This is a genomic window from Streptomyces sp. NPDC055632, from assembly GCF_053618675.1.
This window is the reverse complement of sequence record NZ_JBSHHY010000003.1, coordinates 259,074-284,709: the sequence shown is the minus strand read 5'-3', so window position 1 is coordinate 284,709 and position 25,636 is coordinate 259,074. Positions and strand designations below refer to the sequence as shown.

Genomic DNA, 25,636 nt, shown 5'->3' with positions numbered 1-25,636 from the left:
TGCCGCTCGGGCCGCGGCGGGGGGCCCCCACACCCCACCTCCCCCCCCCGCAACCCCCCCCCCCCCCCCCGCCAAACACCCCCCCCGGCGGGGGGGGGCCCCGGGGGGCCCCCCCCCCGGCCGTCGTACGTCCGCCGCCGGGTCTAGCCCAGCGCCTGCCGCAGGTCGGCGAGCAGGTCGTCGGCGTTCTCGATGCCCACCGAGAGGCGGACGAGGTCGGCCGGGACCTCCAGGGCGGAGCCCGCGACGCTCGCGTGGGTCATCCGGCCCGGGTGCTCGATGAGGGACTCGACGCCGCCCAGGGACTCGCCGAGGGTGAAGAGCTTCGCGCGGTTGCAGACCTCGACGGCCGCCTCCTCGCCGCCCTCCACGCGGAAGGAGATCATGCCGCCGAAGGACCGCATCTGCTTGGCGGCGATCTCGTGGCCCGGGTGCTCCGGGAGGCCCGGGTAGAGGACCTGGGTCACCTTCGGGTGCTGGGTCAGCATCTCGGTGACCTTCTCGGCGTTCTCGCTGTGCCGGTCCATGCGCACGGCGAGGGTCTTGATGCCGCGCAGCACGATCCACGAGTCGAACGGCCCGGCGACCGCGCCCATCGCGTTCTGGTGGTACGCCAGCTCCTCGCCGAGGGCCGCGTCGGCCGTCACCAGGGCGCCGCCGACGACGTCCGAGTGGCCGCCCATGTACTTGGTGAGCGAGTGCACGACGATGTCCGCGCCGAGCGCCAGCGGCTGCTGGAGGTAGGGCGAGGCGAAGGTGTTGTCGACGACGAGCTTCACGCCGGCCTGGCGGGCGACGCCCGCGACGGCCTCGATGTCGGTGATGCCGAGGAGCGGGTTCGAGGGGGTCTCGACCCAGATCAGCTTCGTACGGTCGTTGATCGCGTCCCGCACGGCGGCGACGTCGGAGGTGTCCGCGACCGAGAAGTCCACGCCCCAGCGCTGCACGACCTTGGCGAAGAGCCGGAAGGTGCCGCCGTAGGCGTCGTTCGGGATGACGACGTGGTCGCCGGGGACCAGCAGCGCGCGCAGCAGGCAGTCCTCGGCGGCGAGGCCGGAGGCGAAGGCGAGGCCGCGCCGGCCGCCCTCCAGGGCCGCCAGGTTCTCCTCCAGGGCGGTGCGGGTCGGGTTGGCGCTGCGGCTGTACTCGTAACCGCCGCGCAGCCCGCCCACGCCGTCCTGCTTGTACGTGGACACCTGGTAGATGGGCGGGACGACCGCGCCGGTCAGCGGGTCGGCGGTGTTGCCCGCGTGGATCGCGCGGGTCTCGAAGCTCTGGTGGATGTGCTGGTCGCTCATGCTCAGGAGCGTAGTGCCGCCGGGCCCCTGCCGCCGCGTTCGTCTCACGGCCTGTCCTGGACAATGGACACATGGAGATTCTCTGGTTCCTCATCGCGCTCGGGCTGCTGTTCGGCGTCCTCGGCCCCTACGTGCTGCGCCGCCGGGGCGGTGGCATCCGGCTGGCCGTGCCGGGGTCGCCCGACGCGGCGGACCCGGAGGCGTACGGGTTCGTGCCGCAGGAGGACCAGGACGTGCGGCTGCCGGGGGCGGACGAGGACCTGCTCGACGTGCTGAACGTCGTGCAGGCCACCCAGGACTGGAAGGCGGCCTCGCAGCTGCTCGCCGGGACCGGCAAGGACGGCGAGCTGCGCTGGCAGCGCGTGCAGGCGTTCGCGGGCGCGGCCTCCCTGGAGCTCGGGGAGAGGCCGGGCGTCGGCGGGGCGTGGCTGCGGGCGTGGCGGGCGGACGCGCCGAAGGACCCGGGCGGGGCGGCGGTGCACGCCGAGTTCCTGGTGCAGCAGGCGTGGCGCTCCTCGGCGGCCGGGAGCGACGACTTCCGGATCATCCTGGAGGAGGCGCTGAAGGTCACCGAGGAGGCGGCGCTGCTCGCCCCGGGCGACCCCGTCCCGTACATCACGCAGCTGGCGGTGGCGCGCGGTCTCGGTTACGAGCACGAACGGTTCGACCAGGTGTGGGCGCAGGTGATCGACCGGGCGCCGCAGCACATGGGGGCGCACCTTGCGGCGCTGCACTACTGGTGCGAGAAGTGGCACGGTTCGCGCGAGGAGGCCGACCACTTCGCGACGACGGCGGCGGCGCGCGCCCCGCGCGGCTCGCTGCTCGCCGCGCTGCCGCTGTTCGCGGTGTACGAGCACGTGCCGGACGTGGTGCTCGTGCAGGACTTCTTCCGTACGCAGGTGGTGTCGAAGGCGGTGGAGGGCGCGCTGTACGCGGTCCACTCGGCCCGTCCGGACGACCCGATGCCGGCGCACGTCCGCCATCTGCTGGTGTGGTTCCTGGTGCGGGGCGAGCGCTGGGCGGAGGCCATGCACCAGCTGGTGAAGGTGGACGGGCACGTGGGCGCGGTGCCGTGGACGCTGAGCGCGGACCCGGCGGCGGAGTACACGGTCTTCCGGAACCTGGCGGTGGCGGGGTACGAGGCGAACGGCGGCAGCCCGCTGACGCTGCCGCGCTGAGGGAATCCCGGCGCTCCCGCGCTTGTTGTGCGGACTGCCGACGACCGTCGAGGAGAGATGCAGCATGTTCCTGTCCCGCACCCCCGTCCTCCCCACCCCCGAGCAGGCCCTGCCGGGCCGCGCCGAGCCGGAGTTCTCCGTGCCCGCGCGCCACACGGTCCTCGGCAACCCGCTCGTCGGCCCGTACCCGGAGGGCCTGGAGGTCGCCGACTTCGCCCTGGGCTGCTTCTGGGGCGCCGAGCGCAAGTTCTGGCAGACCGAGGGCGTCTGGACGACCCTCGTCGGCTACCAGGGCGGCTTCACGCGGAACCCGTCCTACGAGGAGGTCTGCTCGGGCCTGACCGGCCACACGGAGATCGTCCGGGTGGTCTTCGACCCGTCGAAGGTCTCGTACGAGTCCCTCCTGAAGCTGTTCTGGGAGTCCCACGACCCGACGCAGGGCTTCCGCCAGGGCAACGACGTGGGCACCCAGTACCGCTCGGCGGTCTACACCCACTCCCCCGCCCAGGCCGCCGCGGCCGAGGCCTCCCGCGAGGCCTACCAGAAGGTCCTGACGGGCTCGGGCTACGGCGAGATCACCACCCACGTCCTGCCGGCCGCCGACCGCCCGTTCTACCCGGCGGAGGCCTACCACCAGCAGTACCTGGACAAGAACCCGGCGGGCTACTGCGGCATCGGCGGCACGGGGGTCTCGTGCCCGATCGGGGTGGCGAAGGCGGAGTAGCCCCTGTCATTGGCCCTTGACGTCCGCCCTCGTCACCCCGCCGCTGCCGCCCTCAGCGCGGCCGCCGTCGTCGCCGGGTCGTAGTCGTCCGGGACCCCGTCGATCAGGAGGACGTCGCCGGCCATGTGGCGGGTGCGGAGGGGGATCAGGGCCTGGTAGGGGGCGGAGGCGTACCAGGCGCGGGCGTTCTCGTAGGTCGGGAAGGCGATGATCACGAGGGCGCCGGGCCAGGTGCCCTCCGGGACCTCGCGGGCGGGGGCGCCGTGGACGAGGAAGCGGCCGCCGTAGGGGTCCAGGGTGGCCTGGACTCGCTCCATGTACGTGAAGACCTCCTCGTCGAGGACGGGCTTCGGGTGCAGGTTTCCGAGTGCGTATGCGGTCATGGGGACAGCGTGCCGGGGCATGCCGTGCGGGTCGATTACTCCCGACGTCATGCCCCGGCACGCTGTCCCGGACCCGTCAGATGGTCGACGCGTCGATCACGAAGCGGTAGCGGACGTCGCTCGCGATCACCCGCTCGTACGCCTCGTTGATCCGGTCCGCCGCGATCACCTCGATCTCCGCTCCCAGGCCGTGCGCGGCGCAGAAGTCGAGCATCTCCTGCGTCTCGGCGATGGAGCCGATCATCGAGCCGGCGAGGGTCTTGCGGCCGCCGATCAGGGAGAACAGGCTGACCCGGACCGGCTCCTCGGGGGCGCCCACGTTCACCAGGGCGCCGTCCGTGCGCACCAGGCCCAGGTAGGCGTCGAAGTCCAGCGGCGCCGAGACGGTGGAGATCACCAGGTCGAAGGTGCCGGCGAGCGCGGTGAAGGTCTCCGGGTCGCTCGTCGCGCGGTAGTGGTCGGCGCCCAGCCTCAGGGCGTCCTCCCGCTTCTTCTCGGACTGGCTGAGGACGGTCACCTCGGCGCCGAGCGCGTGCGCGATCCTGACGCCCATGTGGCCGAGCCCGCCGAGGCCGACGATCGCGACCTTCTTGCCGGGGCCGGCCTGCCAGTGGGCGAGCGGCGAGTAGAGGGTGATGCCGGCGCAGAGCAGCGGGGCGGCCTCGTCGAGGCCGATGCCCTCGGGGATGCGCAGGGTGTAGTTCTCGTCGACGACGATGTGGGTGGAGTAGCCGCCGTAGGTCGGCTCGCCGTTCTTGTCGCGGGCGTTGTACGTGCCGGTGCCGCCCTCGACGCAGTACTGCTCCAGGCCCTGGCGGCAGTACTCGCACTCCCGGCAGGAGTCCACGAAGCAGCCGACGCCGACCCGGTCGCCGACCTCGAACCCCGTCACGCCGGAGCCGGTCGCGGCGACCACGCCGGCGATCTCGTGGCCGGGGACCATCGGGTAGATGCCCTCGCCCCAGCCGTCGCGCGCCTGGTGGATGTCGGAGTGGCAGATGCCGGCGTACTTGATCTCGATGAGGACGTCGTGTTCGCCGACCGGCCGGCGCGGCACGGTGGTGCGTGCGAGGGGGGCGTGGGCGGCGGGCGCGGCGTAGGCGGGGACGGTGGTCACGTTCGTGGTCATGGCCCCGAGCCTGCCCGGGAACAGCGGCTTCACCCAGCCACCTGTCCTGCCTACGACCGGTGTGCCTACTACTGCCAGGGACAGGAACGCGCGTCCGCCGGCGCGGACCGGCGGCGATAATGGGCCGGGTGGACCCCAGTGCCGAACTCAGTGAATTCCTGCGCTCCCGCAGGGCCCGGCTGAAGCCCCAGGACGTGGGGCTGCCCGAGTTCGGGCGGCACCGGCGGGTGCCGGGGCTGCGCCGGGAGGAGCTGGCGCAGCTGGCCGGGGTCTCGGTGGCGTACTACACCCGGCTCGAACAGGGCAACGGCCGGAACGTGTCCATGGAGGTCCTGGACTCGATCGCGCGGGCGCTGCGCCTGAGCGACACCGAGCGGGCGCATCTGACGCACCTGGCGAAGCCGACGGTGAAGAAGCGGCAGCGGGCGGCGATCTCCCGCCCCCAGCAGGTGCGGCCGGGCATCGCACACCTGCTCGACTCGATGGACGGGGTGCCCGCCGTCGTCCTGGGGCGCCGCCTCGACCTGCTCGCCTGGAACCGGATGGCGCGGGCGCTGCTCGGCGACTTCACCACCTGGGAGCCGCACGAGCGGAACATGGCCCGGATGGTCTTCCTCGACCCGAACGCGCGCTCCCTCTACCTCGACTGGGAGTGCAAGGCGACCGAGGTGGTGAGCGTGCTGCGGCTGTACGCGGGGTGCTATCCGGACGATCCGAAGCTGCTCGCGCTCGTGGGCGAGCTGTCGGTGCGCAGCGAGGAGTTCCGCTCGCTGTGGGCGGCGCACACGGTGGCGGACAAGGGCCACGGCACGAAGCGGATGCGGCACCCGCTGGTGGGCGAGATGGAGCTGTCGTACGAGACGCTGAAGGTGTCCGGCGCCGATCCGGACCTGGTGCTCGTGACGTACCACGCGGAGCCGGGGACGCCCTCGGCGGACGCGCTGCGGCTGCTCGCGCAGTGGGGCGTGGACGAGGCCGTGGACGCGCGGTAGGCCGGTGGGAAGAGCGCGAAGGGCCCCCTCCTGGTGGAGGGGGCCCTTTCCGCGTGCGTGCGGGGGGCGAAACCAGGTCAGGCGGCCGAGCCGGCCTTCCAGTCCGACCAGCTCATGTTCCAGCCGTTGAGGCCGTTGCTGGGGGCGATCGTCTTGTCCTTGGAGTTCTTGACGATCACGACGTCGCCGACGAGCGAGTGGTCGTAGAACCAGGCGGCCATCTGGTTGGGGTCGCCGGCGCCCTTGACGTCGTTGAGGCCCACGCAGCCGTGGCTGGTGTTGGAGGAGCCGAAGATCGAGTCCGGGCCCCAGTAGTTGCCGTGGATGAAGGTGCCCGAGCTGGACAGGCGCATGGCGTGCGGCACGTCCTTGATGTCGTACTCGCCCTTGCCGTCGTCGTCGGTGAAGCCGACGGTGGCGCCGTTCATCCGGGTCTCCTTGAACTTCTCGGAGATCACCATCTGACCGTTGTAGGTCGGGTTCTCCGGGGAGCCGGCGGAGATCGGGATGGTCTTGACCGTCTTGCCGTCCTGCTTGACCGTCATGGTCTTGGTGGCGACGTCGACGGTGGAGACCTGGTTGCGGCCGATCTTGAAGGTGACGGTCTTCTGCTGGACGCCGTAGACGCCGTCGGCGCCCTCGACGCCGTCGAGGTTCAGCTTCAGCGTGACCGTCGAGCCCTCGGTCCAGTACGCGTCGGGGCGGAAGTCGAGGCGCTGGGGGTTGAACCAGTGGCCGACGACCTCCTGGCCGGAGCTGGAGCTGACGGTGACGGCGCTCTGGACGGCCTTCTTGTCGGTGATCGCCTTGTTGAAGTTGATCGAGACCGGCATGCCGACGCCGACGGTCGAGCCGTCCTCGGGCGTGAAGTTGCCGATGAAGCTGTTGGCCTGCGAGACGGTGGTGAACGAGGAGTTCTCGTGGGCCTCCAGGCCGGCCGCGTCCGCCGCGGTGGCGGTGATCTTGTAGACCGTGGCGCGCTTGAGCGCGACGGTCGGCTTCCAGCTGAGGCCGTCGGCCGCTATCTCGCCCTTGACCGCCGTGCCCTCGGCGGAGGTCATGACGACCTCGGTGAGCTTGCCGTCGGCGACGGTGACCTTGGCGTCGTTGTTGATGGAGGCGTCCTGGGCGCCGTTCTTCGGCGAGATGGTGATCCGGGCCTTGGAGGTCTTCTGCGCCGCCGCCTCGTCGACCTGCTCCTGGGACTGCGGGGTCGCGGTTCCGGAGGCGCCGCTGCCGCCCTTGTCGCCGTCGTCGCACGCCGAGAGCACCAACACACCGCTGAGCAGGGCAGCCGCGGCCGCCAGGCTCCTGCGGCGCTTGCCGTCCGTCATCACACGCTTCTCCATCGTCGCCGATTCCCTGTGCACGCTTGCTTCCATACCCATGACAACGCGTTCGGTTCGGGAACCGAACGATTTGTGGGGAACACCACTGATCGACACGCGTCGGCGGAGCGTCCGGTTCCCGTCGCGCGCCCGGTGTCGCGGGAGGGCCCCGGAACGGTGTCCCGGGGCCCGCGAGCAGGCAGGACACCGGCCCTACGGCTGGTCGTCGTCGTCTTCCTCCGCCCCATCCTCCTCCCCGAGGTCCCATTCCAGCGCATCGGGGTCGTAGTCGATCTCCTCGCTGCTCCAGGAGGCCTGGACCATCTCGATGCCGGGGACGTCGCGGATCAGGTCGAAGGGTTCGACGAGGTAGGCGAGGGCCTCGGCGCCGTCCTCGCGCGCGGCGGCACGGGCGTGCTCCCGCTCCTCCTCGGGCATGAACTCGTCGGCGTCGATCCGGGCCTCGGCGGCCTCGGCCAGTTCGGCCGGTCCGTCGATCTCCAGGACCACATCGACGCGAAGGCGTACATAGCGCGTGGTGTCAGAAGTGCTCATGGTTCGGAGCGTAGGGGTCCGAGGGGCCTCGGCTTTCCCGCGACCCGCTGTGTTCATTAGCATCAACACGCCGCCCTGTTCGTGGTTTCCGCAAGGAGGATCGAAATCTCCGTGTCCGCCGCCCGACGTCTCCTGCTGACCGCCGCCGTCGCGGGAACGCTGTTGTGCGCCCTGTGGTTCGTACCGTCCGCGAACGCCGTGGACCAGCGGGGCGGAGTACGGGTCGGGGTGCCCGCGAACGGTCCCGCCGCGGACGACGGGCGCCTCGCGGAGACCGGCGGCCGGGACACCGTGCCGTACGTGCTCGGCGGGACGGCGTTCCTGGCGGTCGGCGCGAGTTTCGTGGTGCTCGCGATGCGCCGCCGGGGCCGGGCCTCCTGAACCGCGTTCCCCCGCCGCGCACTTGCGCGTGAGGGCCCGCTCCGGCCGGAGAACTCCGGCTGGGGCGGGCCCTTCACGCGTGCTCCAACGTCCTTACGCCAGCGGACCGGTGACCGGCTCCACGGCGGCGACGACCCCGCCCTCGCGCACGAAGGCGTCGGCGGCGGCCAGGTCGGGGGCGAGGAACCGGTCCGGGCCGGGGCCCTGGACGCCGGCCGCGCGCAGGGCCGTGATGACGGCCCGTGAGGCGGGGGCCGGGGTGAGACCCGTGCGGAGCTCGACGCCCCGGGTGGCGGCGTACAGCTCGACGGCGATGATCCGGGTGAGGTTGCCGATCGCGGTGCGCAGCTTGCGGGCGGCGGACCAGCCCATGGAGACGTGGTCCTCCTGCATCGCGGAGGACGGGATGGAGTCGGCGGAGGCCGGGACGGCGAGCCGCTTCATCTCGCTGACCAGGGCGGCCTGCGTGTACTGGGCGATCATCAGGCCCGAGTCGACGCCGGCGTCCTCGGCGAGGAAGGGCGGCAGGCCGTGCGAGCGGTTCTTGTCGAGGAGCCGGTCGGTGCGGCGCTCGGCGATGGAGCCGAGGTCGGCGGCGGCGATCGCGAGGAAGTCGAGGACGTACGCGACGGGGGCGCCGTGGAAGTTGCCGTTGGAGCGGACCTCGCCGTTCGACAGGACCACGGGGTTGTCGACGGCGGCGGCGAGCTCGCGCTCGGCGACGAGGCGGGCGTGGGCCAGGGTGTCGCGGCCGGCGCCGGCGACCTGCGGGGCGCAGCGGACCGAGTAGGCGTCCTGGACGCGGGGGGCCTCGCCGGCCTGGAAGTGGCCGGTGAGGCCGGAGCCCTTGAGCACGGCCAGCATGTTGGCGGCGGAGGCGGCCTGGCCGGGGTGGGGGCGGATGGCGTGCAGCTCGGGTTCGAGGACCTTCTCGGTGCCGAGGAGGGCTTCGAGGGAGAGGGCGGCGGTGACGTCGGCCGACTTGTAGAGGGTGTCGAGGTCGGCGAGGGCCATGACCAGCATGCCGAGCATGCCGTCGGTGCCGTTGAGGAGGGCGAGGCCCTCCTTCTCCTTGAGCTCGACGGGCGCGATGCCGTGCTCCGCGAGCAGCTCGCCGGCGGGGCGGACCCGCCCGTCGGGGCCCTCGGCGTCGCCCTCGCCCATGAGCGCCAGGGCGCAGTGGGAGAGCGGGGCGAGGTCGCCGGAACAGCCGAGGGAGCCGTACTCGTGCACGACCGGGGTGATGCCGGCGTTGAGGACGTCGGCCATGGTGCGGGCGACCTCGGGGCGGACGCCGGTGTGGCCGGAGGCGACGGTCTTCAGGCGCAGGAACATCAGGGCGCGCACGACCTCGCGCTCCACGCGGGGGCCCATGCCGGCGGCGTGCGAGCGCACGATGTTGCGCTGGAGCTGCGCGCGGAGCTCGTGGCTGATGTGCCGGGTGGCGAGGGCGCCGAAGCCGGTGGAGACCCCGTAGACGGGCTCGGGCTTGGCGGCGAGCGCGTCGATGACCTCCCGGGCGGCGGCGAGGGCCTGCACGGCCTCGGTCGACAGCTCGACGCGGGCGCCGTGGCGGGCGACGTCGACGACGTCCTGCGGGGTCGTGCCGGACGTGCCGAGGACGACTGTCTGCATATCCATATTCAGCACCCTACGGATTGAAGACCGACCTGTCACTAGGGGATTTCGTCACCGGCCCGGCGGGGGGTTGTCCCTTACCGAGCCGCCGCCGTTCCCGGCGCCGCCGAGGGAGCCCGTCGCGAGGGCGGTCAGGAGGGAGACGACGGAGGTCGCCGCCAGGCTGCCCACCATGACCGTGCCGACCCCGATCACGAAGAGGCCGCTGCCGTCGTCCGACCAGTCGTGGAAGGCGGCGGCGGTCAGGCCGGCCGTGGTGCCGAGGACGGCGCCCGGGGCCTGCCGCCGGGCCGCCGCCCAGCACACCGGCACCAGGAGGGTCAGCACCAGGCCCGCCACCTGCCAGACCTCGTACGGGCCGCTCACCGACCCGTCGGGGTGCTGGTCGCGGTGCTGGTCCCAGCCCAGCCAGGCGGCCCAGGCGCCGGCGGCGAGGAGGGCCGTCAGGAGGAGGACGGCGAGTGCCCGCTGCGTGTTCTGCCCCGTGTTCTGTCCCGTGTTCTGTTCCATGCGCCGAGTCTTGCGCCGCGCCCCCGGGCCGGGGCAGCGCGCGCGTACTCACTTCCGGTGAGTACCCGGGGCCCGGCCTCACCGGTCCGCCGACGGGGGCTCCTCGGGCCGGAGGGCCGTCCCTGTCGGCCCCTCGGGCCGGAGGGCCGTCTCCGTCGGCTCCTCGCCCGGCGGCTCCACGGGCCAGGCCGCGGATTCGGGACGCTCCGGTCCCGGACTCGTGCCCGGGTCCGGGGCCGGGTTCGGATCCGGGGCCGGGTTCGGATCCGGGTCCGGCTCCGGCGGTCCGGCTGCCACCGTCCCCGGCTCCGGCAGCTCCACCGTCGGCGCGTCGCGGAAGCGGCGGCGGTCGCGGGCGCCGGGCGGCGCGTCCGCGAGGCGCACGACCGTGCCGTCGCGCCCCGCCACCACGGGCTTCGCCGAGCGGCCGGCCTTGGCCTGGTACTGGGCGGCGTCCGCGAGCCGGAAGAGGCGGCGGGCCGACTTGAGGGGCCCGATGGGGTCGCCCGTGGACGCCACCCCGCAGGCCACGCCCTCGCCCAGCTCCAGCTCCGCCGCCCGTACGCACAGCTCCTCGGCGACCGCGACCACCTCGTCCGCCGCCGGGCCGACCGTCAGGAGGCAGAACTCGTCGCCGCCGAGGCGGGCCGCGAGGGCGCCGTGGAGCCGGGCGCCGCAGCGGGAGAGGACGGAGCCGAAGCGTTCGAGGAGGCGGTCGCCGACCGCGTGGCCGTGGGTGTCGTTGACCCGCTTGAGGCCGTTGAGGTCGCAGACCACCAGGCTCACCACGGAGCCGTCCGTCCGGTAGCGCTCGATGGCCTCGTCCAGACGGGTGTCGACGGCCCGCCGGTTGGCCAGGCCGGTCAGGGGGTCGGTGAAGGCGAGCTTGCGGACCTCCTCCAGGCGCTCGGCCTGGGCGATGCCCGCCGCGACGACCGCCGCGAGGACGGTCGCGAAGCCCGCGTCCGCACTGGTGAAAGGTTTCACCTCGGGCGGCCGGGCCACGTACAGCTCGCCCCAGGCCCGCCCGTGGAGCACGATCGGGGCGACCACGCAGCAGCCGCGCCCGCGCCGCCGCAGACCGGTCACCCGGCCGGTCGGGACGGGGTCGGCGGCGGTCTCCACCCAGGCGTCCGGCTCGCCGCCGCCCGCCCAGCGCTCGTGCAGGAACTCGGTGATCTCGGGGAACTGGTGCACCGGGTACGTCTCCGCGTCCGGGAACTCCTCCTCCCCCACGGCCCGCTCCCCGGCGTTCACCAGGACCTTGAGCCGTCCGTGGTCCCGCTCCCAGACGGAGAGGGCGGCGAAGCTCCCGTCGAGCCCGTCGCGGGCCCCGAGCGCAGCCGCCCGCCAGAACTCCCGTGGAGTGTGCGCCGCCGCCATCCTCTGCGCCAGCGCCACTACGGCCCGCAGCCGCCCGTCCTCACCCATTCCTCCAGCTTAGGGAGGTTTGATCCGTTTTCCCCTTCGGGGCGTCACGGAAAGTCACCCACCGGGCGAACCGACGCCGGCGGATCGGCTCCGGGAAACCGGCACCGGACGAACCGGCCGGGTCACTCCCCCGGCCACTCCGGCTTCCGCTTCTCGTTGAAGGCCGCCACGCCCTCGGCCCGGTCGCCCGAGAAGGCCACCGAGCGCCAGGCCGCGTCCTCGACCTCCAGGCCGGCCCGCAGGTCCAGGCCCTGGCCGAGCCGCATGGCCTTCTTCGCGGCGCGCAGGCCCACCGGGGAGTTGACCGCGATCCGCCCGGCCAGCTCCAGGGCGCCCGTGCGCGCGTCCTCCGCCAGGAGGTCCACGAGGCCGAGCTCGCGGGCCTCGGCCGCCTCCACCCGGCGGGCCGTGAAGACCAGCTCGGCGGCGCGGGCCGCGCCCACCCGGCGCGGGAGGAGCTGCGTGCCGCCGCCGCCGGGGATGACGCCCACGGAGACCTCGGGCAGGCCCACGACGGCGGTCGCGTCGGCCACGATCACGTCGCAGGCGAGCGCCAGCTCGAAGCCGCCGCCGAGGGCGAAGCCGTGCACGGCGGCGACGGTCGGCATGGGCAGCTCCAGGACGCCGGTGTAGGCGGCGCGGGCGGTCGGGCGCTGGCGGACCAGCTCGGCGTCGGTGAAGGAGTTGCGCTCCTTGAGGTCGGCGCCGACGCAGAAGGCCCGGTCGTTCGAGGAGGTGAGGACGGTGACGCGGACGGCGGCGTCGGCGGCGAGCGCGTCGCAGGCGGCCGCGAGGGAGCGGGCCATCTCGGAGGAGACGGCGTTCATCGCCTTGGGCCGGTCGAGGACCAGCTCCGCGACGTGCTCCTCCCGCCGGACCACCACGAACTCACCGAAACGCTGCTCGGACATGACCGCACACCCTCCCACCGACCAGGACCCACCCGTTAACGGCTGTTAACCGGCGTTCACGGGGAGATCCTAGGACGGACGACGGCCCAGGAGCCAGGGTTCGATGACGCCGAGGCCGCGGACCGGCCGCTGCCACATCGGCTGGAGCGCGAAGCGGTACGCGGCGGGCGTGCGGCCCTCCTTCTCCGCGCGGCCCGCCTCCTCGGCCGCCTCCGCCTCCGAGACGGGCGCCTCGCCGGTCCTGGTCAGCTCCTTCGCGAAGGCGCTGTCGACCAGGACGGCGTCCTTCGGGGCTATCGAGGTGAGCCGGCTGGCGAGGTTCACGGTGGTGCCGAAGACGTCGCCCATCCGGGTCGTCACGGTCCCGAAGGCGATGCCGACGCGCAGCGCGGGCATCGTGTCGTCGTGGCCGAGGGTCTCGATCAGCCGGAGCGCGATCTCGGCGGCTATGCCGGCGTCGTCCGCCGCGTAGAGCACCTCGTCGCCGAGGGTCTTGATGAGCCGGCCGCCGTGCGCGGCGACGAGGTCGGCGCAGGTCGTCTCGAAGGCCTCGACCAGCTCGCCGAGCTCCTCCTCCTCCAGACGGCGGGTGAGCCGGGTGAAGCCGACGAGGTCCGCGAAGCCGACGGCGAGCCGCCGGTCCACCATCTCCTCGTCGTCGGCGGCCTGCACGACCCGGCCGGTGGCGGCGGCGAGCTGCCGGCGCCACACGTAGATCAGGAACTCCTCCAGCTCGGGCAGGAGCAGCTCGACCAGGGGGTACGTGACCTCGGTGCGGGTCATGCCGGGCTCGGGCGGCTCGGTGAGGCCCTCCAGGAAGGAGTCGATCTGCCACTCGGCGAGCCGGGCGGTGGTCTGCCCGGTGGAACGGGCGACCTGCACGGCCATCGGCTCGCTGAGCAGCCCGGCCTCGACGAGGCCCGCGAGCCGCCGCAGGGCGAGCACGTCGGCCTCGGTGAGGGCCTTGGCCTGCCCGATGTCGGCGAAGCCCATGGCGCGCCAGAAGCGGGAGGCCAGCTCCATGGAGACGCCGGCCGTGCGGGCGGCCTGGAAGGGGGTGTAGCGGCGGTCCGCGCCGAGGATGAGCTGTTCGAGGCGGATGGCGAGGGGGTCGTCGCTCGGTTCGGCCGTGTGGTCGACCTCGTGATGGGGGGTGGGGTACGCAGGAGGCTCGGGCGTTCCGCCCGTGTTCTCGTCGTCGACGGTCACCGGCCGCCTCCTGCCCGTTCCCTGCCCACTTGCCCTGCCGATCTGTCGCCTGGATCGCGCTCCACGATACGACAGGTGTGGAATGGCTCACGCCCCGACGGCGAGCCGTTCCGTCCCTCGGACGGGGTCCGGACCCCCGTACGGCCGGGCTCCGGACCCTTCTCCGGCCGGGCACGGCCCGTTCCGGAGCCGCGCCTCCGCCCCGGCGGGGCGGTCAGAGGTCCGGCGTCCGCACGTGGACGATGTCGCCCGCGCCCACCGCCTCCGTGCCGCCGCCCTCCGTGGCCACCACCAGGCGCCCGTCGCCGTCCAGGGCGATCGCCTCGCCCTCCAGGGTGCGCTCGCCGGGCAGCTCGGCCCTGATCCGGCGCCCGAGGGTCGCGCAGCCGGCCGCGTAGGCCTCCTGGAGCCCGGAGGCCTCGGGGTCGCCGCCGGCCCGCGTCCACGCGCCGTACCACTGGGCGAGGGAGCGCAGGACGGCCCGCAGGAGGGTGTCGCGGTCGGTGGAGACCGCGTCGGCGAGGAGGAGGGACCCGGCGCCGGGGACGGGGAGTTCGTCCTCGCGGAGGGTGACGTTGAGGCCGAGGCCGACGACGACGCCGTCCGGGCCGGCCCGCTCGGCGAGGATGCCGCCGGTCTTGCGCTCCTCGTCCCGGACGGAAACCAGGAGGTCGTTGGGCCATTTGAGGGACATGTCGACGCCGGCGGCCTTCGCGAGGCCGGTCGCCGCCGCCACGCCGGTGAGCAGCGGGAGCCAGCCCCAGCGGTGGGCGGGCACGTCCGGCTTGAGCAGCACGGAGACGAAGATCCCGGAGCGGGCGGGGGCGGTCCAGGTGCGGTCGAGGCGGCCCCGTCCCGAGGTCTGCTCCTCGGCGACGAGCACCGCGCCCTCGGGCAGGTCGGCGGCCCGGGCGGCGAGGTCGGTGTTGGTGGATCCCGTGGTGGGGACCACGTCGAGCGAGGTCCACAGTCCGTCGGGGAGGACGAGCGCGCGGCGCAGTGCGGTCGCGTTGAGCGGGGGACGGTCGAGGTCGGACCAGCGTCCGCCGGAGCCTTGTGAGGACGTCATGCAAGCCAGAGTAGGTGTGGCAAAGACCGCAGTGCCGAACCGTATCGGCGTGGATACGCTACGGGTCAGTAGGGCAGCAGTAGCCCATTCGCAGTCAACGAACCCCCCGTGACCAGGCAGGGAGCCGCATCCCGATGTCCGAGCCGGCAGAGCAGTACGAGATCGACATTCACACGACCGCGGGCAAGATCGCGGACCTCAAGCGCCGTATCGACGAGGCCACCCACGCCGGCTCGGAGCGTGCGGTGGAGAAGCAGCACGCGAAGGGGAAGCTGACCGCGCGCGAGCGGATCGCCCTCCTCCTCGACGAAGGGTCCTTCGTCGAGCTGGACGAGTTCGCCCGGCACCGCTCCACCAACTTCGGCCTGGAGAAGAACCGTCCCTACGGCGACGGCGTCGTCACCGGCTACGGCACGGTCGACGGGCGCCCGGTGGCGGTGTTCTCGCAGGACTTCACGGTCTTCGGCGGGGCGCTCGGCGAGACGTACGGCCAGAAGATCATCAAGGTGATGGACTTCGCGCTGAAGACCGGCTGCCCGGTCATCGGCATCAACGACTCCGGCGGCGCCCGCATCCAGGAGGGCGTGAGCGCGCTCGGCATGTACGGCGAGATCTTCCGCCGCAACACCCACGCCTCCGGCGTGATCCCGCAGATCTCGCTGGTCGTCGGCCCGTGCGCGGGCGGCGCGGTGTACTCGCCCGCGATCACCGACTTCACGGTGATGGTGGACCAGACCTCGCACATGTTCATCACGGGTCCCGACGTCATCAAGACGGTGACCGGCGAGGACGTGGGCTTCGAGGAGCTGGGCGGCGCCCGGACGCACAACGCGACCTCGGGCGTGGCGCACCACATGGCAGGGGACGAGAAGGACGCCATCGAGTACGTGAAGTCCCTGCTCTCCTACCTCCCTTCGAACAACCTGTCGGAGCCGCCGGCCTTCCCGGAGACCGCGGACACCGAGGTGTCGGACGAGGACCGCGAGCTGGACGCGCTGATCCCGGACTCGGCGAACCAGCCGTACGACATGCACAAGGTCATCGAGCACGTCCTGGACGACGGCGAGTTCCTGGAGACGCAGGCGCTGTTCGCGCCGAACATCCTGACCGGCTTCGGCCGCGTCGAGGGCTTCCCGGTCGGCGTGGTCGCCAACCAGCCGATGCAGTTCGCCGGCTGCCTGGACATCGACGCCTCCGAGAAGGCCGCGCGCTTCGTGCGCACCTGCGACGCCTTCAACATCCCGGTCCTGACCTTCGTGGACGTGCCGGGCTTCCTGCCGGGCGTGGACCAGGAGTACGGCGGCATCATCCGGCGCGGCGCGAAGCTGATCTACGCGTACGCGGAGGCCACGGTCCCGCTGATCACGGTCATCACCCGCAAGGCCTTCGGCGGCGCGTACGACGTCATGGGCTCCAAGCACCTGGGCGCGGACCTGAACCTGGCGTGGCCGACGGCGCAGATCGCGGTCATGGGCGCGCAGGGCGCGGTCAACATCCTGCACCGCCGCACCATCGCGGAGGCGGACGATGTCGAGGCCACGCGGGCGCGGCTGATCCAGGAGTACGAGGACGCCCTGCTCAACCCGTACACGGCGGCCGAGCGCGGGTACATCGACGGCGTGGTCCTGCCGTCCGACACGCGCCCGCAGATCGTCAAGGGCCTGCGTCAGCTCCGTACGAAGCGGGAATCCCTGCCTCCGAAGAAGCACGGCAACATCCCGCTGTAGCAGCCCCTCCGGACCTCCAAGGAGCCGACATGATCAAGGTCGTACGAGGAAACCCGACTCCGGAGGAGTTGGCCGCCGCACTGGCGGTGGTTCAGGCCCGGGCCGCGGCCACGGCGGCGGCGTCCGCCGGGGACGGCGGCCCGGCGGTACCGGAGGGGTGGTCGGACCCCTCCCGTATCGCGCGGGCCGTACGGCAGCGCCCGGGCCCGCGGGCCTGGGCGAGGTCGTACTGGCCCGCATAGGGAAGTCAGGGCCGGAGGGCCGGGTCCCGTGTGCGGGGGGCCCGGCCCTTCGCGCGCGTGCGTCCGGTCCTCCGGCACCGGCGCGGTTGAGTATCCGTACTCAGGCGCCGCGGCCCTTCCGGCCGCAGGATCGGAGGCATGCTGTGGTCCGACCCGAAGAACCAGCCGCCCAAGTTCATGCGCGAGACGCAGGCGATGCTCCGCCGCGCGGGCGTGCTCCTCGCGCTCGCGATGGTGGTGGCGATGTTCGCGGTCGGCGTGCGCTGAGCCACGCGCGCGCGTGCCCCGGCGGTCCGGTGGGTCCGGGCCCTCCGCACTGGCTACGCTGCCCCCATGACTGCTGATCCGCGCCGTGTCGTGCTCGCCTCCGCCTCCCCCGCCCGGCTCGGTCTGCTGCGGCAGGCCGGACTCGCTCCCGAGGTGATCGTGAGCGGCGTCGACGAGGACAAGGTCCACGCCCCGACCCCGGCCGAGCTCGCGCTCGCCCTCGCGGAGGCGAAGGCGGCCCACGTGGCCGCCCGGCCGGAGGTGTCCGGCGCGCTCGTCATCGGCTGCGACTCGGTCCTGGAGCTGGACGGGAGGGCGCTGGGCAAGCCGGCCGACGCCGAGGAGGCCGTCGCCCGCTGGAAGGCGATGCGGGGCCGGGTCGGCATCCTCCAGACGGGCCACTGCGTGTACGACACGGCCGCCAAGCGCTACGAGTCCGCGACCGCCTCCACCGTGGTCCGCTTCGGCGAGCCGACGGACGAGGAGGTGGCGGCGTACGTGGCGAGCGGCGAACCGCTGCACGTGGCGGGCGCGTTCACCCTGGACGGGCGCTCGGCGCCGTTCATCGACGGCATCGACGGCGACCCGGGCAACGTGATCGGCCTGTCCCTGCCGCTGCTGCGCCGGCTGCTGCGCAAGCTGGGCGTCGAGATCACCGACCTCTGGGCCTGAGGGTCCGGGCAGGGCCTAGGCGGGGGCCGGGGCCTCCTCCGCGACCGGCGCCGCGGACTCCTTCCCGTACGCCACCAGGGTGAGGACGATCAGGCCCAGAACGACCGTCAGGAAGGCGAAGGCCTCCCAGCCGAGGAGGCCGACGGAGACCGCGCCGAGGACGCCGTGGACGATCGCGCAGCCGATGAGCAGGCCCCGGCCGAAGCGGCCCGGGCTGCGGTCGCGGAGGCCCGCGAGGAGGGCGACGAGGGCGCAGAGGACGAGGGCGGCCCCGGAGACGATGCCGAGGGCCCAGGTGCCGGTGACCATCGCGTCGGGGTCCATGCCGTCGAGGGACATCGACTGGGCCTCCACGAAGCGCGCCATGACGGCGTTGACGGCGACGATGCCGGGTGCCTCCAGGAGGAGCACCACGGCCGTCACGAGAGCTATCGGTCTGCGGGCCACCTCGGCCACCCCCTGGATTCGCCTGTTACCGACAGTACGATCGACAGCGGGAAGGCTACTGGCCGGTAAACCCCTGGACAAGGGTTCGCACACGCCGGGCCACGACCGGAGGCCGGGCAAAGAAACGCCGGAGCGTTCGTAGAGACCCGACAAAGAAACCCGAACGGCCACTGGCCACGTGAACAGAGACCTGCGCCACACCTCGGAGCTACTGTGCCGTAAAGGAACCCTGCGTACCGTGGTGCGACAAGGGAAATCACGATCCGAGCAGGCCCGGGGTCACCCTCCGTGTGGGAAAGCTCACCACTGGGGACGGGTCGAAAGGCCGTGTCGGCAGTCCCTAAACTCAGCTTGTTTCAAGGAGGGAGCCATCGTGCGCAAGGTGCTCATCGCCAACCGTGGCGAAATCGCTGTCCGTGTGGCCCGGGCGTGCCGGGACGCCGGCATCGGCAGCGTGGCCGTGTACGCCGAGCCGGACCGGGACGCTCTGCACGTCCGTGCGGCCGACGAGGCGTTCGCCCTGGGCGGTGACACTCCGGCCACCAGCTACCTGGACATCGCCAAGGTCCTGCAGGCCGCGAAGGACTCCGGCGCGGACGCGGTCCACCCGGGCTACGGCTTCCTCTCGGAGAACGCCGAGTTCGCGCAGGCGGTCCTGGACGCGGACCTGATCTGGATCGGCCCGCCGCCGCAGGCGATCCGGGACCTGGGCGACAAGGTGGCGGCGCGTCACATCGCGCAGCGCGCCGGCGCCCCGCTGGTCGCCGGCACGCCCGACCCGGTCTCGGGCGCGGAGGAGGTCGTGGCCTTCGCGAAGGAGCACGGCCTGCCGATCGCGATCAAGGCCGCCTTCGGCGGTGGCGGCCGCGGCCTGAAGGTCGCCCGCACGCTCGAAGAGGTGCCGGAGCTGTACGACTCGGCCGTCCGCGAGGCCGTGGCGGCCTTCGGCCGGGGCGAGTGCTTCGTGGAGCGCTACCTGGACAAGCCGCGCCACGTGGAGACGCAGTGCCTGGCCGACACCCACGGCAACGTGGTCGTGGTCTCCACCCGTGACTGCTCGCTCCAGCGCCGCCACCAGAAGCTGGTGGAGGAGGCCCCCGCGCCGTTCCTGACGGAGGAGCAGAACAAGCAGCTCTACTCCGCGTCGAAGGCGATCCTGAAGGAGGCCGGCTACGTCGGCGCCGGCACGGTCGAGTTCCTCGTGGGCCTGGACGGCACGATCTCCTTCCTGGAGGTCAACACCCGCCTCCAGGTCGAGCACCCGGTGACCGAGGAGGTCACGGGCATCGACCTGGTCCGCGAGATGTTCCGGATCGCCGACGGCGAGGAGCTCGGCTACGGCGACCCGGAGATCCGCGGTCACTCCTTCGAGTTCCGCATCAACGGCGAGGACCCGGGCCGCAACTTCCTCCCGGCCCCCGGCACCGTCACCCTCTTCCAGCCCCCGACCGGCCCCGGTGTCCGTCTGGACGCGGGCGTGGAGTCCGGCTCGGTCATCGGCCCGGCCTGGGACTCGCTCCTCGCGAAGCTGGTCATCACCGGCGCCACCCGCGAGCAGGCCCTCCAGCGCGCCGCGCGCGCCCTGGCGGAGTTCAAGGTCGAGGGCATGGCCACCGCCCTCACGTTCCACCGCGCGGTCGTGGTCGACCCGGCGTTCACCGCGGACCCGTTCCGGGTCCACACCCGGTGGATCGAGACGGAGTTCGTCAACGAGATCAAGCCCTTCGCCCCGGCCGGCGCGGACGCCGACGAGGACGAGTCGGGCCGCGAGACGATCGTCGTCGAGGTCGGCGGCAAGCGCCTTGAGGTCTCGCTGCCGTCGTCGCTGGGCATGTCCCTGGCCCGCACCGGTCTGGCGGCCGGCGCGAAGCCCAAGCGCCGCGCGGCGAAGAAGTCCGGCCCGTCGGCCTCGGGCGACACCCTCGCCTCCCCGATGCAGGGCACGATCGTGAAGGTCGCGGTCGAGGAGGGCCAGGAGGTCAAGGAGGGCGACCTCATCGTCGTCCTGGAGGCCATGAAGATGGAGCAGCCGCTCAACGCGCACCGCTCCGGCACCGTCAAGGGCCTCAACGCCGAGGTCGGCGCCTCGGTCACCTCCGGCGCCTCCATCTGCGACATCAAGGACTGACCGTCGCACCCAGTACGGTACGAAGGGCCCGCAGGCAGCCGCCTGCGGGCCCTTCGCCGAGTGGAGGGCCTCCGTCACCCATGCGCGCCGACGCACGCCGCAACCACGAACGCCTGCTCGCCGAGGCCCGCGCCGCCTTCGCCGGCCGGGGCGCCGACGTGCCCCTGGAGGAGATCGCGCGCCGCGCGGGCGTGGGCATCGGCACCCTCTACCGCCACTTCCCCACCCGCGCCGACCTGTTGAACGGCGTCTTCCAGGAGGCCCTGGCGGAACTCCTGGACCGCTCGCGCGCGCTGGCGGACGCCGACGAGCCGTGCCGGGCGCTCGTGGAGTGGCTGCGGGCCCTGGTCGCCCACGCGGGCGAGTACCGGGGCCTCGCGCACGCGCTGATGTCCGCCTCGTACGACCGGAGTTCGGCGCTCTCCGGGTGCAGCGACCCGCTGCGCGCGGCGGGCGAGCGGCTGCTCGTCCGGGCCCGGGAGGCGGGCCGGGTGCGGGCCGACGTGTCGATCGGCGATCTGATGCAGCTCACCAACGCGATCGCGCTGACGGCGGAACAGTGCCCGGAGGACGGAGAGTTGGCGGACCGCCTGCTGGAGCTGACGCTGCGGGGCATCGAGGCCTGAGGCACGCGCGCGCGTACACGTACGGAGGCACGCGCGGTTCCGAGTCGCGTACGGCTCCGGGCGCGGGACCCCTGGGGGAGGGTCCCTCGGCCTACGGCGGCCCGGGGGCCGCTCCTCAGCGGCGGCGCAGGTCCGCGACCCGGGCCGTGCGCTCCAGCGTCTCCGCGGCCAGTCCGCCGCCCGGGCCCCGGAACTGGCCCGCCGCCATCCGGCCGCGCTGGACCGGAAGGGGCACGTCACGGCGGGGCCGGGCGCCCGGGGGGATCTGGTCACCTCCGGCGGAGCCGGCGCCGCCCGTGCCCGCGACGGCGATCTGCACGCCCTGGTCCGCGAGGGCCTGGAGCTCGGTGGCGGCCCGCTCGTCGTGGGCCGGGGGCTCGTCGGTGACGAGGCGGGTGATCACGTCCGTGGGCACCGTCTGGAACATGGTGTCGGAGCCCAGCTTGGTGTGGTCGGCGAGGACCACGACCTCGGCCGCCGCCTGGACCAGCGCCCGGTCCACGCTCGCGGAGAGCATGTTGGAGGTGGACAGGCCGCGCTCGGCGGTCAGGCCGCTCCCGGAGAGGAAGGCCCGGGAGACCCGCAGCCCCTGGAGCGACTGCTCGGCCCCGCTGCCCACGAGCGCGTAGTTGGAGCCGCGCAGGGTGCCGCCGGTCATGACGACCTCGACCCGGTTGGCGTGGGCGAGGGCCTGGGCGACGAGCAGGGAGTTGGTGACCACGGTCAGGCCGGGCACGCGGGCGAGCCGGCGGGCCAGCTCCTGCGTGGTCGTCCCGGCGCCGACGACGATGGCCTCGCCCTCTTCGACGAGGCTCGCCGCGACGTCGGCGATGGCCGTCTTCTCCGCGGTCGCGAGATGGGATTTCTGCGGGAAGCCGGATTCTCGCGTGAATCCGCCCGGCAACACCGCACCGCCGTGGCGGCGGTCGAGGAGTCCTTCTGCCTCCAGGGCCCGTACGTCCCTCCGTACGGTCACCTCCGAGGTCTGGACGACGCGGGCGAGCTCACGGAGCGACACGGCTCCGTTGGCGCGCACCATTTCGAGGATCAACTGGCGACGTTCTGCAGCGAACACGAAACTGACAGTAACGTGGCCGCGCGATGCTTTTCAGCAGTATGCGGCGAATTGCAGAAGTTGCGCACGGACGGGGCCCCCAAGTGGTATGGGAGGCCCCGTCATTGATCGTTCTATGCCCCGGCTTGCCGGGGGTTGTCCGAGTCGGCGAACCGTTCCCGCAGGCGGGAGCCGGGCCGGACGCGGCGACTAGGCGTCGCCCGCCGACTTTCGGGTCTGCAACTGCCGTGCCACTTCCGCGATCGAGCCCGACAGGGAGGGGTACACGGTGAAAGCATTTGCGATCTGTTCGACGGTCAGATTGTTGTCGACCGCGATCGAGATCGGATGGATCAGTTCGCTCGCCCGCGGGGCGACGACGCAGCCGCCGACCACGATGCCGGTGCCCGGACGGCAGAAGATCTTGACGAAGCCGTCCCGGATGCCCTGCATCTTCGCGCGCGGGTTGCGCAGCAGCGGCAGCTTGACGACCTTGGCGTCGATCTTGCCCGCGTCCACGTCGGCCTGGGTGTAGCCGACGGTGGCGATCTCGGGGTCGGTGAAGACGTTCGAGGAGACCGTCTTCAGGTTGAGCGGGGTCACCGCGTCGCCCAGGAAGTGGTACATCGCGATCCGGCCCTGCATGGCGGCGACCGAGGCGAGCGCGAAGACGCCCGTGACGTCGCCGGCCGCGTAGACGCCGGGGGCGGAGGTGCGGGAGACCCGGTCGGTCCAGATGTGCCCGGAGTCCTTGAGGCGCACGCCCGCCTCCTCCAGGCCCATGCCGGCCGAGTTCGGGATCGCGCCGACGGCCATCAGGCAGTGGGTGCCGGAGATGACCCGGCCGTCCGCGAGGGTGACCTCGACCCGGTCGCCGACCCGCTTGGCGGACTCGGCGCGGGAGCGGGCCATGACGTTCATGCCGCGGCGCCGGAAGACGTCCTCCAGGACGGCGGCGGCGTCCGGGTCCTCGCCGGGCAGGACGCGGTCGCGGCTGGAGACCAGGGTGACCCGGGAGCCGAGCGCCTGGTAGGCGCCGGCGAACTCGGCGCCGGTGACGCCGGAGCCGACCACGATGAGCTCCTCGGGGAGCTCCTTGAGGTCGTAGACCTGCGTCCAGTTCAGGATGCGCTCGCCGTCGGGCTTGGCGTCGGGCACCTCGCGCGGGTGGCCGCCGGTCGCGATCAGCACGGCGTCCGCGGTCAGCGTCTCCTCGGTGCCGTCGGCGGCGGTCACGACCACCTGGCGGGAGCCGTCCATCGCCTGCCGGCCGGAGAGCCGGCCGCGGCCGCGCAGCACGCGGGCGCCCGCGCGGGTGACGGAGGCGGTGATGTCGTGGGACTGGGCGAGCGCGAGGCGCTTCACCCGTCGGTTGACCTTGCCGAGGTCGACGCCCACGACCCGGGCGGCCTGGTCGATGTGCGGGGTGTCGTCCGCGACGATGATGCCCAGCTCCTCGTACGAGGAGTCGAAGGTGGTCATCACCTCGGCGGTGGCGATCAGGGTCTTGGAGGGGACGCAGTCGGTCAGGACGGACGCGCCGCCGAGGCCGTCGGTGTCGACGACGGTCACCTCCGCGCCGAGTTGGGCGCCCACCAGGGCCGCCTCGTATCCGCCGGGTCCGCCGCCGATGATCACGATCCGGGTCACTGGGATCTACGCCTCGCGCTCTCGTTCTGCCGGGGGGTCCCCCCGCTGGGGTGCAGTGCGTACGCCATTGTCCCGCACGCTTCAAGTGCGTACCCCATTGTCCCGCACGCCCGGCGCGGCCACGCGGCGGGGCCTCCGAAGGGGTCCGGCGACGCTCCGGGGAAGCGGCCCGCCCCCTCACCCCCTCCCGTACCCTCGGTCCCATGTCCCTCTACGCCGCTTTCGCCGGCAACCTGGACGCGCGGCTGATGAGCCGCCGCGCACCGCACTCCCCGCTGCGCGGGACCGGCTGGCTGAACGGCTGGCGGCTCACCTTCGGCGGGGAGCAGATGGGGTGGGAGGGAGCCCTCGCCACCATCGTGGAGGCCCCCCGCTCCCAGGTCTTCGTGGCGCTGTACGACATCGCGCCGATGGACGAGGACTCCATGGACCGCTGGGAGGGCGTGGGCCTCGACGTCTACCGGCGCATGCGGGTGCGGGCGCACACCCTGGACGGCGAGGAACCCGCCTGGGTGTACGTGCTCAACGGATACGAGGGCGGGCTCCCGTCGGCCCGCTACCTGGGCGAGATCGCGGACGCGGCCGAGTCGGCGGGCGCGCCGCACGACTACGTGATGGAGCTGCGCAAGCGCCCCTGCTGAGCCGTCCGCGGGACGCCGGCCGCCCGTCGGCGACCCGCCGTCGGACCGGCCCGCTCCGGTTTTCGTCGGAAACGACAAGACAACGATCGCATGTCCGTCAGCACCGTCATCTACGCGCGTAGGGATTCTCCGGCTACGCTTCTTCGGGTATCAAATCGTCCGGGGCCCACCTCGGACTCCCCTCCCCGAGGCGAGAGAAGTCAGTGAACGCAACTGCCACCCCGTACGAGGCCGCCGAGGCCGCTGCCGCACGCCTTCGCGAGCTGACCGGAGCCGAGAGCCACGACGTCGCCCTGGTCATGGGCTCGGGCTGGGCGCCCGCCGTCGACGCCCTCGGCGCCCCCGAGGCCGAGTTCCCGGTGACCGAGCTCCCCGGCTTCCCGCCGCCGGTCGTCGAGGGCCACGGCGGCAAGATCCGCTCGTACAAGATCGGCGAGAAGCGCGCCCTGGTCTTCCTGGGCCGCACCCACTTCTACGAGGGCCGGGGCGTCGCCTCCGTCGCCCACGGCGTCCGCACCGCCGTCGCCGCCGGCTGCAAGACCGTCGTCCTGACCAACGGCTGCGGCGGTCTGCGCGAGGGCATGCGCCCCGGCCAGCCGGTCCTGATCAGCGACCACATCAACCTGACGGCCGCCTCCCCGATCGTCGGCGCGAACTTCGTGGACCTCACCGACCTGTACTCGCCGCGACTGCGCGCGCTGTGCAAGGAGGTCGACGAGACCCTCGAAGAGGGCGTCTACGTGCAGTTCCCCGGCCCGCACTACGAGACCCCGGCCGAGATCAACATGGTCCGCGTCATGGGCGGCGACCTCGTCGGCATGTCCACCGTCCTGGAGGCCATCGCGGCCCGCGAGGCCGGCGCCGAGGTCCTGGGCATCTCGCTCGTCACCAACCTGGCGGCGGGGCTCTCGGGCGAGCCGCTGAACCACGAGGAGGTCCTCCAGGCGGGCCGGGACTCGGCGGCCCGGATGGGCGAACTGCTGACGCGGGTCCTGGACCGGATCTAGCTTTTCTCGCGCCCCGGGGCCGGACGGGCTCCGGGGCGTGGACCGATGCGGGGTCGGGGGCGGGTGGCGGGGCCGCTGCGCGGGGCTCCTCCCCCACCCCGCCCCTTCCCGAAACCGGGGGCGAGCCCCCGGACCCCCCAAACCCCACCCGGCCGGTACGAAAAAGCCCGACCGGGGGAGTTTGCCGACGTGGGCGAAATCCAGCCCCGCCGGCGTTTGAGGCGCGGGGTCCGGGGCGGAGCCCCGGTTACGGGAAGGGGCGGGGTGGGGTGGGGAAAGGCTCCGCGCAGCGGCCCGCACGCCCCCCCCCCCCCCCCCCCCCCCCCCCCCCCCCCCCCCCCCCCCCCCCCCCCCCCCCCCCCCCCCCCCCCCCCCCCCCCCAACCCCCCCCCCCCCCCCCCCCCCCCCCCCCCCCAAAACCCCCCCCCCCCCCCCCCAC

Annotated in this window: 25 protein-coding genes and 1 pseudogene; 12 read left to right on the top strand and 14 right to left on the bottom strand. The window is 72.9% G+C overall.

What is annotated here, in order from left to right:
• Positions 1 to 143: 143 nt before the first annotated feature.
• A complete protein-coding gene (locus ACWGSR_RS06560) occupies positions 144 to 1,298 on the bottom strand; it encodes a cystathionine gamma-synthase (RefSeq protein WP_376237872.1) in 1,155 nt (384 codons plus the stop codon).
• A gap of 71 nt (positions 1,299 to 1,369) precedes the next feature.
• Here ACWGSR_RS06560 and ACWGSR_RS06555 point away from each other — a divergent pair, with 71 nt between their 5' ends.
• The gene (locus ACWGSR_RS06555) at positions 1,370 to 2,476 is read left to right on the top strand and encodes a hypothetical protein (RefSeq protein ID WP_376237870.1); all 1,107 of its coding nucleotides are present in this window, start codon (positions 1,370 to 1,372) and stop codon (positions 2,474 to 2,476) included.
• Between the two features lie 64 nt (positions 2,477 to 2,540).
• A complete protein-coding gene (gene msrA, locus ACWGSR_RS06550) occupies positions 2,541 to 3,200 on the top strand; it encodes a peptide-methionine (S)-S-oxide reductase MsrA (protein ID WP_376237867.1) in 660 nt (219 codons plus the stop codon).
• 32 nt (positions 3,201 to 3,232) lie between these two features.
• Here the strand turns inward: msrA and ACWGSR_RS06545 are convergent, their stop codons facing one another.
• Together ACWGSR_RS06545 and ACWGSR_RS06540 are read right to left on the bottom strand one after the other, a co-directional pair.
• Positions 3,233 to 3,583 (bottom strand): DUF1330 domain-containing protein, encoded by a 351-nt coding sequence (locus ACWGSR_RS06545; protein ID WP_376237864.1) that lies wholly within the window; start codon positions 3,581 to 3,583, stop codon positions 3,233 to 3,235.
• A gap of 76 nt (positions 3,584 to 3,659) precedes the next feature.
• Positions 3,660 to 4,712 (bottom strand): NAD(P)-dependent alcohol dehydrogenase, encoded by a 1,053-nt coding sequence (locus tag ACWGSR_RS06540; RefSeq protein ID WP_453563962.1) that lies wholly within the window; start codon positions 4,710 to 4,712, stop codon positions 3,660 to 3,662.
• Between the two features lie 119 nt (positions 4,713 to 4,831).
• Between ACWGSR_RS06540 and ACWGSR_RS06535 the strand changes: the two genes are divergently transcribed.
• A complete protein-coding gene (locus ACWGSR_RS06535; protein WP_432085592.1) occupies positions 4,832 to 5,704 on the top strand; it encodes a helix-turn-helix domain-containing protein in 873 nt (290 codons plus the stop codon).
• 77 nt (positions 5,705 to 5,781) lie between these two features.
• Here the strand turns inward: ACWGSR_RS06535 and ACWGSR_RS06530 are convergent, their stop codons facing one another.
• Both ACWGSR_RS06530 and ACWGSR_RS06525 read right to left on the bottom strand, forming a co-directional pair.
• Positions 5,782 to 7,053, bottom strand: a complete 1,272-nt coding sequence (locus ACWGSR_RS06530) for a L,D-transpeptidase (protein WP_376237854.1) — start codon at positions 7,051 to 7,053, stop codon at positions 5,782 to 5,784.
• A gap of 192 nt (positions 7,054 to 7,245) precedes the next feature.
• Positions 7,246 to 7,587, bottom strand: coding sequence for a hypothetical protein (locus ACWGSR_RS06525; RefSeq protein WP_366371337.1), 342 nt, complete (start codon positions 7,585 to 7,587; stop codon positions 7,246 to 7,248).
• A 111-nt stretch (positions 7,588 to 7,698) separates the two neighbouring features.
• Between ACWGSR_RS06525 and ACWGSR_RS06520 the strand changes: the two genes are divergently transcribed.
• Positions 7,699 to 7,968: a hypothetical protein gene (locus ACWGSR_RS06520; RefSeq protein ID WP_376237851.1), complete on the top strand. Its 270-nt coding sequence runs from the start codon at positions 7,699 to 7,701 to the stop codon at positions 7,966 to 7,968.
• 93 nt (positions 7,969 to 8,061) lie between these two features.
• On the opposite strand, the gene hutH is transcribed toward ACWGSR_RS06520, so the two are convergent.
• The 6 genes and pseudogenes from hutH to ACWGSR_RS06490 form a co-directional block, all read right to left on the bottom strand.
• Entirely contained in the window at positions 8,062 to 9,603 is a 1,542-nt protein-coding gene (gene hutH, locus ACWGSR_RS06515) for a histidine ammonia-lyase (protein WP_366372325.1), read from the bottom strand.
• 54 nt (positions 9,604 to 9,657) lie between these two features.
• Positions 9,658 to 10,116, bottom strand: a complete 459-nt coding sequence (locus ACWGSR_RS06510) for a hypothetical protein (RefSeq protein ID WP_453563958.1) — start codon at positions 10,114 to 10,116, stop codon at positions 9,658 to 9,660.
• Positions 10,117 to 10,449: 333 nt separating this feature from the next.
• Positions 10,450 to 11,547: pseudogene (locus ACWGSR_RS06505) on the bottom strand (diguanylate cyclase domain-containing protein); the annotation flags it as partial.
• Between the two features lie 122 nt (positions 11,548 to 11,669).
• Positions 11,670 to 12,458: an enoyl-CoA hydratase/isomerase family protein gene (locus ACWGSR_RS06500; protein WP_376237847.1), complete on the bottom strand. Its 789-nt coding sequence runs from the start codon at positions 12,456 to 12,458 to the stop codon at positions 11,670 to 11,672.
• Positions 12,459 to 12,527: 69 nt separating this feature from the next.
• On the bottom strand, positions 12,528 to 13,667 hold the full coding sequence (locus tag ACWGSR_RS06495; RefSeq protein ID WP_453563956.1) for an adenylate/guanylate cyclase domain-containing protein: 1,140 nt from the start codon (positions 13,665 to 13,667) through the stop codon (positions 12,528 to 12,530).
• Between the two features lie 214 nt (positions 13,668 to 13,881).
• Positions 13,882 to 14,736 carry a biotin--[acetyl-CoA-carboxylase] ligase gene (locus ACWGSR_RS06490; RefSeq protein WP_453563954.1) on the bottom strand — a complete coding sequence of 285 codons (855 nt, stop codon included), beginning with the start codon at positions 14,734 to 14,736 and terminating at the stop codon, positions 13,882 to 13,884.
• Between the two features lie 134 nt (positions 14,737 to 14,870).
• Between ACWGSR_RS06490 and ACWGSR_RS06485 the strand changes: the two genes are divergently transcribed.
• From ACWGSR_RS06485 to ACWGSR_RS06470, 4 genes are all read left to right on the top strand, one after another.
• Complete coding sequence (locus ACWGSR_RS06485) at positions 14,871 to 16,463, top strand: acyl-CoA carboxylase subunit beta (protein WP_376237840.1); 1,593 nt, start codon at positions 14,871 to 14,873, stop codon at positions 16,461 to 16,463.
• A 29-nt stretch (positions 16,464 to 16,492) separates the two neighbouring features.
• Complete coding sequence (locus ACWGSR_RS06480; protein ID WP_366371323.1) at positions 16,493 to 16,705, top strand: acyl-CoA carboxylase epsilon subunit; 213 nt, start codon at positions 16,493 to 16,495, stop codon at positions 16,703 to 16,705.
• A gap of 138 nt (positions 16,706 to 16,843) precedes the next feature.
• The gene (gene mmpB / locus ACWGSR_RS06475; RefSeq protein WP_366371321.1) at positions 16,844 to 16,972 is read left to right on the top strand and encodes a morphogenic membrane protein MmpB; all 129 of its coding nucleotides are present in this window, start codon (positions 16,844 to 16,846) and stop codon (positions 16,970 to 16,972) included.
• Between the two features lie 66 nt (positions 16,973 to 17,038).
• Complete coding sequence (locus ACWGSR_RS06470; protein ID WP_453563951.1) at positions 17,039 to 17,644, top strand: nucleoside triphosphate pyrophosphatase; 606 nt, start codon at positions 17,039 to 17,041, stop codon at positions 17,642 to 17,644.
• A gap of 15 nt (positions 17,645 to 17,659) precedes the next feature.
• On the opposite strand, the gene ACWGSR_RS06465 is transcribed toward ACWGSR_RS06470, so the two are convergent.
• Entirely contained in the window at positions 17,660 to 18,067 is a 408-nt protein-coding gene (locus ACWGSR_RS06465; protein WP_453563949.1) for a hypothetical protein, read from the bottom strand.
• A 397-nt stretch (positions 18,068 to 18,464) separates the two neighbouring features.
• Here ACWGSR_RS06465 and ACWGSR_RS06460 point away from each other — a divergent pair, with 397 nt between their 5' ends.
• Together ACWGSR_RS06460 and ACWGSR_RS06455 are read left to right on the top strand one after the other, a co-directional pair.
• Positions 18,465 to 20,219 carry an acetyl/propionyl/methylcrotonyl-CoA carboxylase subunit alpha gene (locus tag ACWGSR_RS06460; protein WP_376237831.1) on the top strand — a complete coding sequence of 585 codons (1,755 nt, stop codon included), beginning with the start codon at positions 18,465 to 18,467 and terminating at the stop codon, positions 20,217 to 20,219.
• 80 nt (positions 20,220 to 20,299) lie between these two features.
• The gene (locus ACWGSR_RS06455; protein WP_376237828.1) at positions 20,300 to 20,845 is read left to right on the top strand and encodes a TetR/AcrR family transcriptional regulator; all 546 of its coding nucleotides are present in this window, start codon (positions 20,300 to 20,302) and stop codon (positions 20,843 to 20,845) included.
• 115 nt (positions 20,846 to 20,960) lie between these two features.
• Here the strand turns inward: ACWGSR_RS06455 and ACWGSR_RS06450 are convergent, their stop codons facing one another.
• Together ACWGSR_RS06450 and ACWGSR_RS06445 are read right to left on the bottom strand one after the other, a co-directional pair.
• The gene (locus tag ACWGSR_RS06450) at positions 20,961 to 21,884 is read right to left on the bottom strand and encodes a DeoR/GlpR family DNA-binding transcription regulator (protein WP_376237877.1); all 924 of its coding nucleotides are present in this window, start codon (positions 21,882 to 21,884) and stop codon (positions 20,961 to 20,963) included.
• A gap of 225 nt (positions 21,885 to 22,109) precedes the next feature.
• Complete coding sequence (locus ACWGSR_RS06445; protein ID WP_376237826.1) at positions 22,110 to 23,549, bottom strand: NAD(P)H-quinone dehydrogenase; 1,440 nt, start codon at positions 23,547 to 23,549, stop codon at positions 22,110 to 22,112.
• Positions 23,550 to 23,752: 203 nt separating this feature from the next.
• On the opposite strand from ACWGSR_RS06445, the gene ACWGSR_RS06440 reads away from it, so the two are divergent.
• Both ACWGSR_RS06440 and ACWGSR_RS06435 read left to right on the top strand, forming a co-directional pair.
• Complete coding sequence (locus ACWGSR_RS06440) at positions 23,753 to 24,190, top strand: gamma-glutamylcyclotransferase (protein WP_366371307.1); 438 nt, start codon at positions 23,753 to 23,755, stop codon at positions 24,188 to 24,190.
• Positions 24,191 to 24,393: 203 nt separating this feature from the next.
• Positions 24,394 to 25,197 carry a purine-nucleoside phosphorylase gene (locus ACWGSR_RS06435; RefSeq protein WP_376237822.1) on the top strand — a complete coding sequence of 268 codons (804 nt, stop codon included), beginning with the start codon at positions 24,394 to 24,396 and terminating at the stop codon, positions 25,195 to 25,197.
• Positions 25,198 to 25,636 lie beyond the last annotated feature (439 nt).

Bases quoted from the DNA above. Each gene is read 5' to 3' on its own strand.
- mmpB (WP_366371321.1), top strand. From the start codon at position 16,844: ATGCTGTGGTCCGACCCGAAGAACCAGCCGCCCAAGTTCATGCGCGAG.
- ACWGSR_RS06545 (WP_376237864.1), bottom strand. From the start codon at position 3,583: ATGACCGCATACGCACTCGGAAACCTGCACCCGAAGCCCGTCCTCGAC.
- ACWGSR_RS06500 (WP_376237847.1), bottom strand. From the start codon at position 12,458: ATGTCCGAGCAGCGTTTCGGTGAGTTCGTGGTGGTCCGGCGGGAGGAG.
- ACWGSR_RS06455 (WP_376237828.1), top strand. From the start codon at position 20,300: ATGCGCGCCGACGCACGCCGCAACCACGAACGCCTGCTCGCCGAGGCC.
- ACWGSR_RS06540 (WP_453563962.1), bottom strand. From the start codon at position 4,712: ATGACCACGAACGTGACCACCGTCCCCGCCTACGCCGCGCCCGCCGCC.
- hutH (WP_366372325.1), bottom strand. From the start codon at position 9,603: ATGCAGACAGTCGTCCTCGGCACGTCCGGCACGACCCCGCAGGACGTC.
- ACWGSR_RS06560 (WP_376237872.1), bottom strand. From the start codon at position 1,298: ATGAGCGACCAGCACATCCACCAGAGCTTCGAGACCCGCGCGATCCAC.
- ACWGSR_RS06525 (WP_366371337.1), bottom strand. From the start codon at position 7,587: ATGAGCACTTCTGACACCACGCGCTATGTACGCCTTCGCGTCGATGTG.
- ACWGSR_RS06470 (WP_453563951.1), top strand. From the start codon at position 17,039: ATGACTGCTGATCCGCGCCGTGTCGTGCTCGCCTCCGCCTCCCCCGCC.
- ACWGSR_RS06535 (WP_432085592.1), top strand. From the start codon at position 4,832: ATGGGCCGGGTGGACCCCAGTGCCGAACTCAGTGAATTCCTGCGCTCC.
- ACWGSR_RS06440 (WP_366371307.1), top strand. From the start codon at position 23,753: ATGTCCCTCTACGCCGCTTTCGCCGGCAACCTGGACGCGCGGCTGATG.
- ACWGSR_RS06480 (WP_366371323.1), top strand. From the start codon at position 16,493: ATGATCAAGGTCGTACGAGGAAACCCGACTCCGGAGGAGTTGGCCGCC.
- ACWGSR_RS06450 (WP_376237877.1), bottom strand. From the start codon at position 21,884: ATGGTGCGCGCCAACGGAGCCGTGTCGCTCCGTGAGCTCGCCCGCGTC.
- ACWGSR_RS06485 (WP_376237840.1), top strand. From the start codon at position 14,871: ATGTCCGAGCCGGCAGAGCAGTACGAGATCGACATTCACACGACCGCG.
- ACWGSR_RS06510 (WP_453563958.1), bottom strand. From the start codon at position 10,116: ATGGAACAGAACACGGGACAGAACACGGGGCAGAACACGCAGCGGGCA.
- ACWGSR_RS06555 (WP_376237870.1), top strand. From the start codon at position 1,370: ATGGAGATTCTCTGGTTCCTCATCGCGCTCGGGCTGCTGTTCGGCGTC.
- ACWGSR_RS06530 (WP_376237854.1), bottom strand. From the start codon at position 7,053: ATGGAGAAGCGTGTGATGACGGACGGCAAGCGCCGCAGGAGCCTGGCG.
- msrA (WP_376237867.1), top strand. From the start codon at position 2,541: ATGTTCCTGTCCCGCACCCCCGTCCTCCCCACCCCCGAGCAGGCCCTG.
- ACWGSR_RS06490 (WP_453563954.1), bottom strand. From the start codon at position 14,736: ATGACGTCCTCACAAGGCTCCGGCGGACGCTGGTCCGACCTCGACCGT.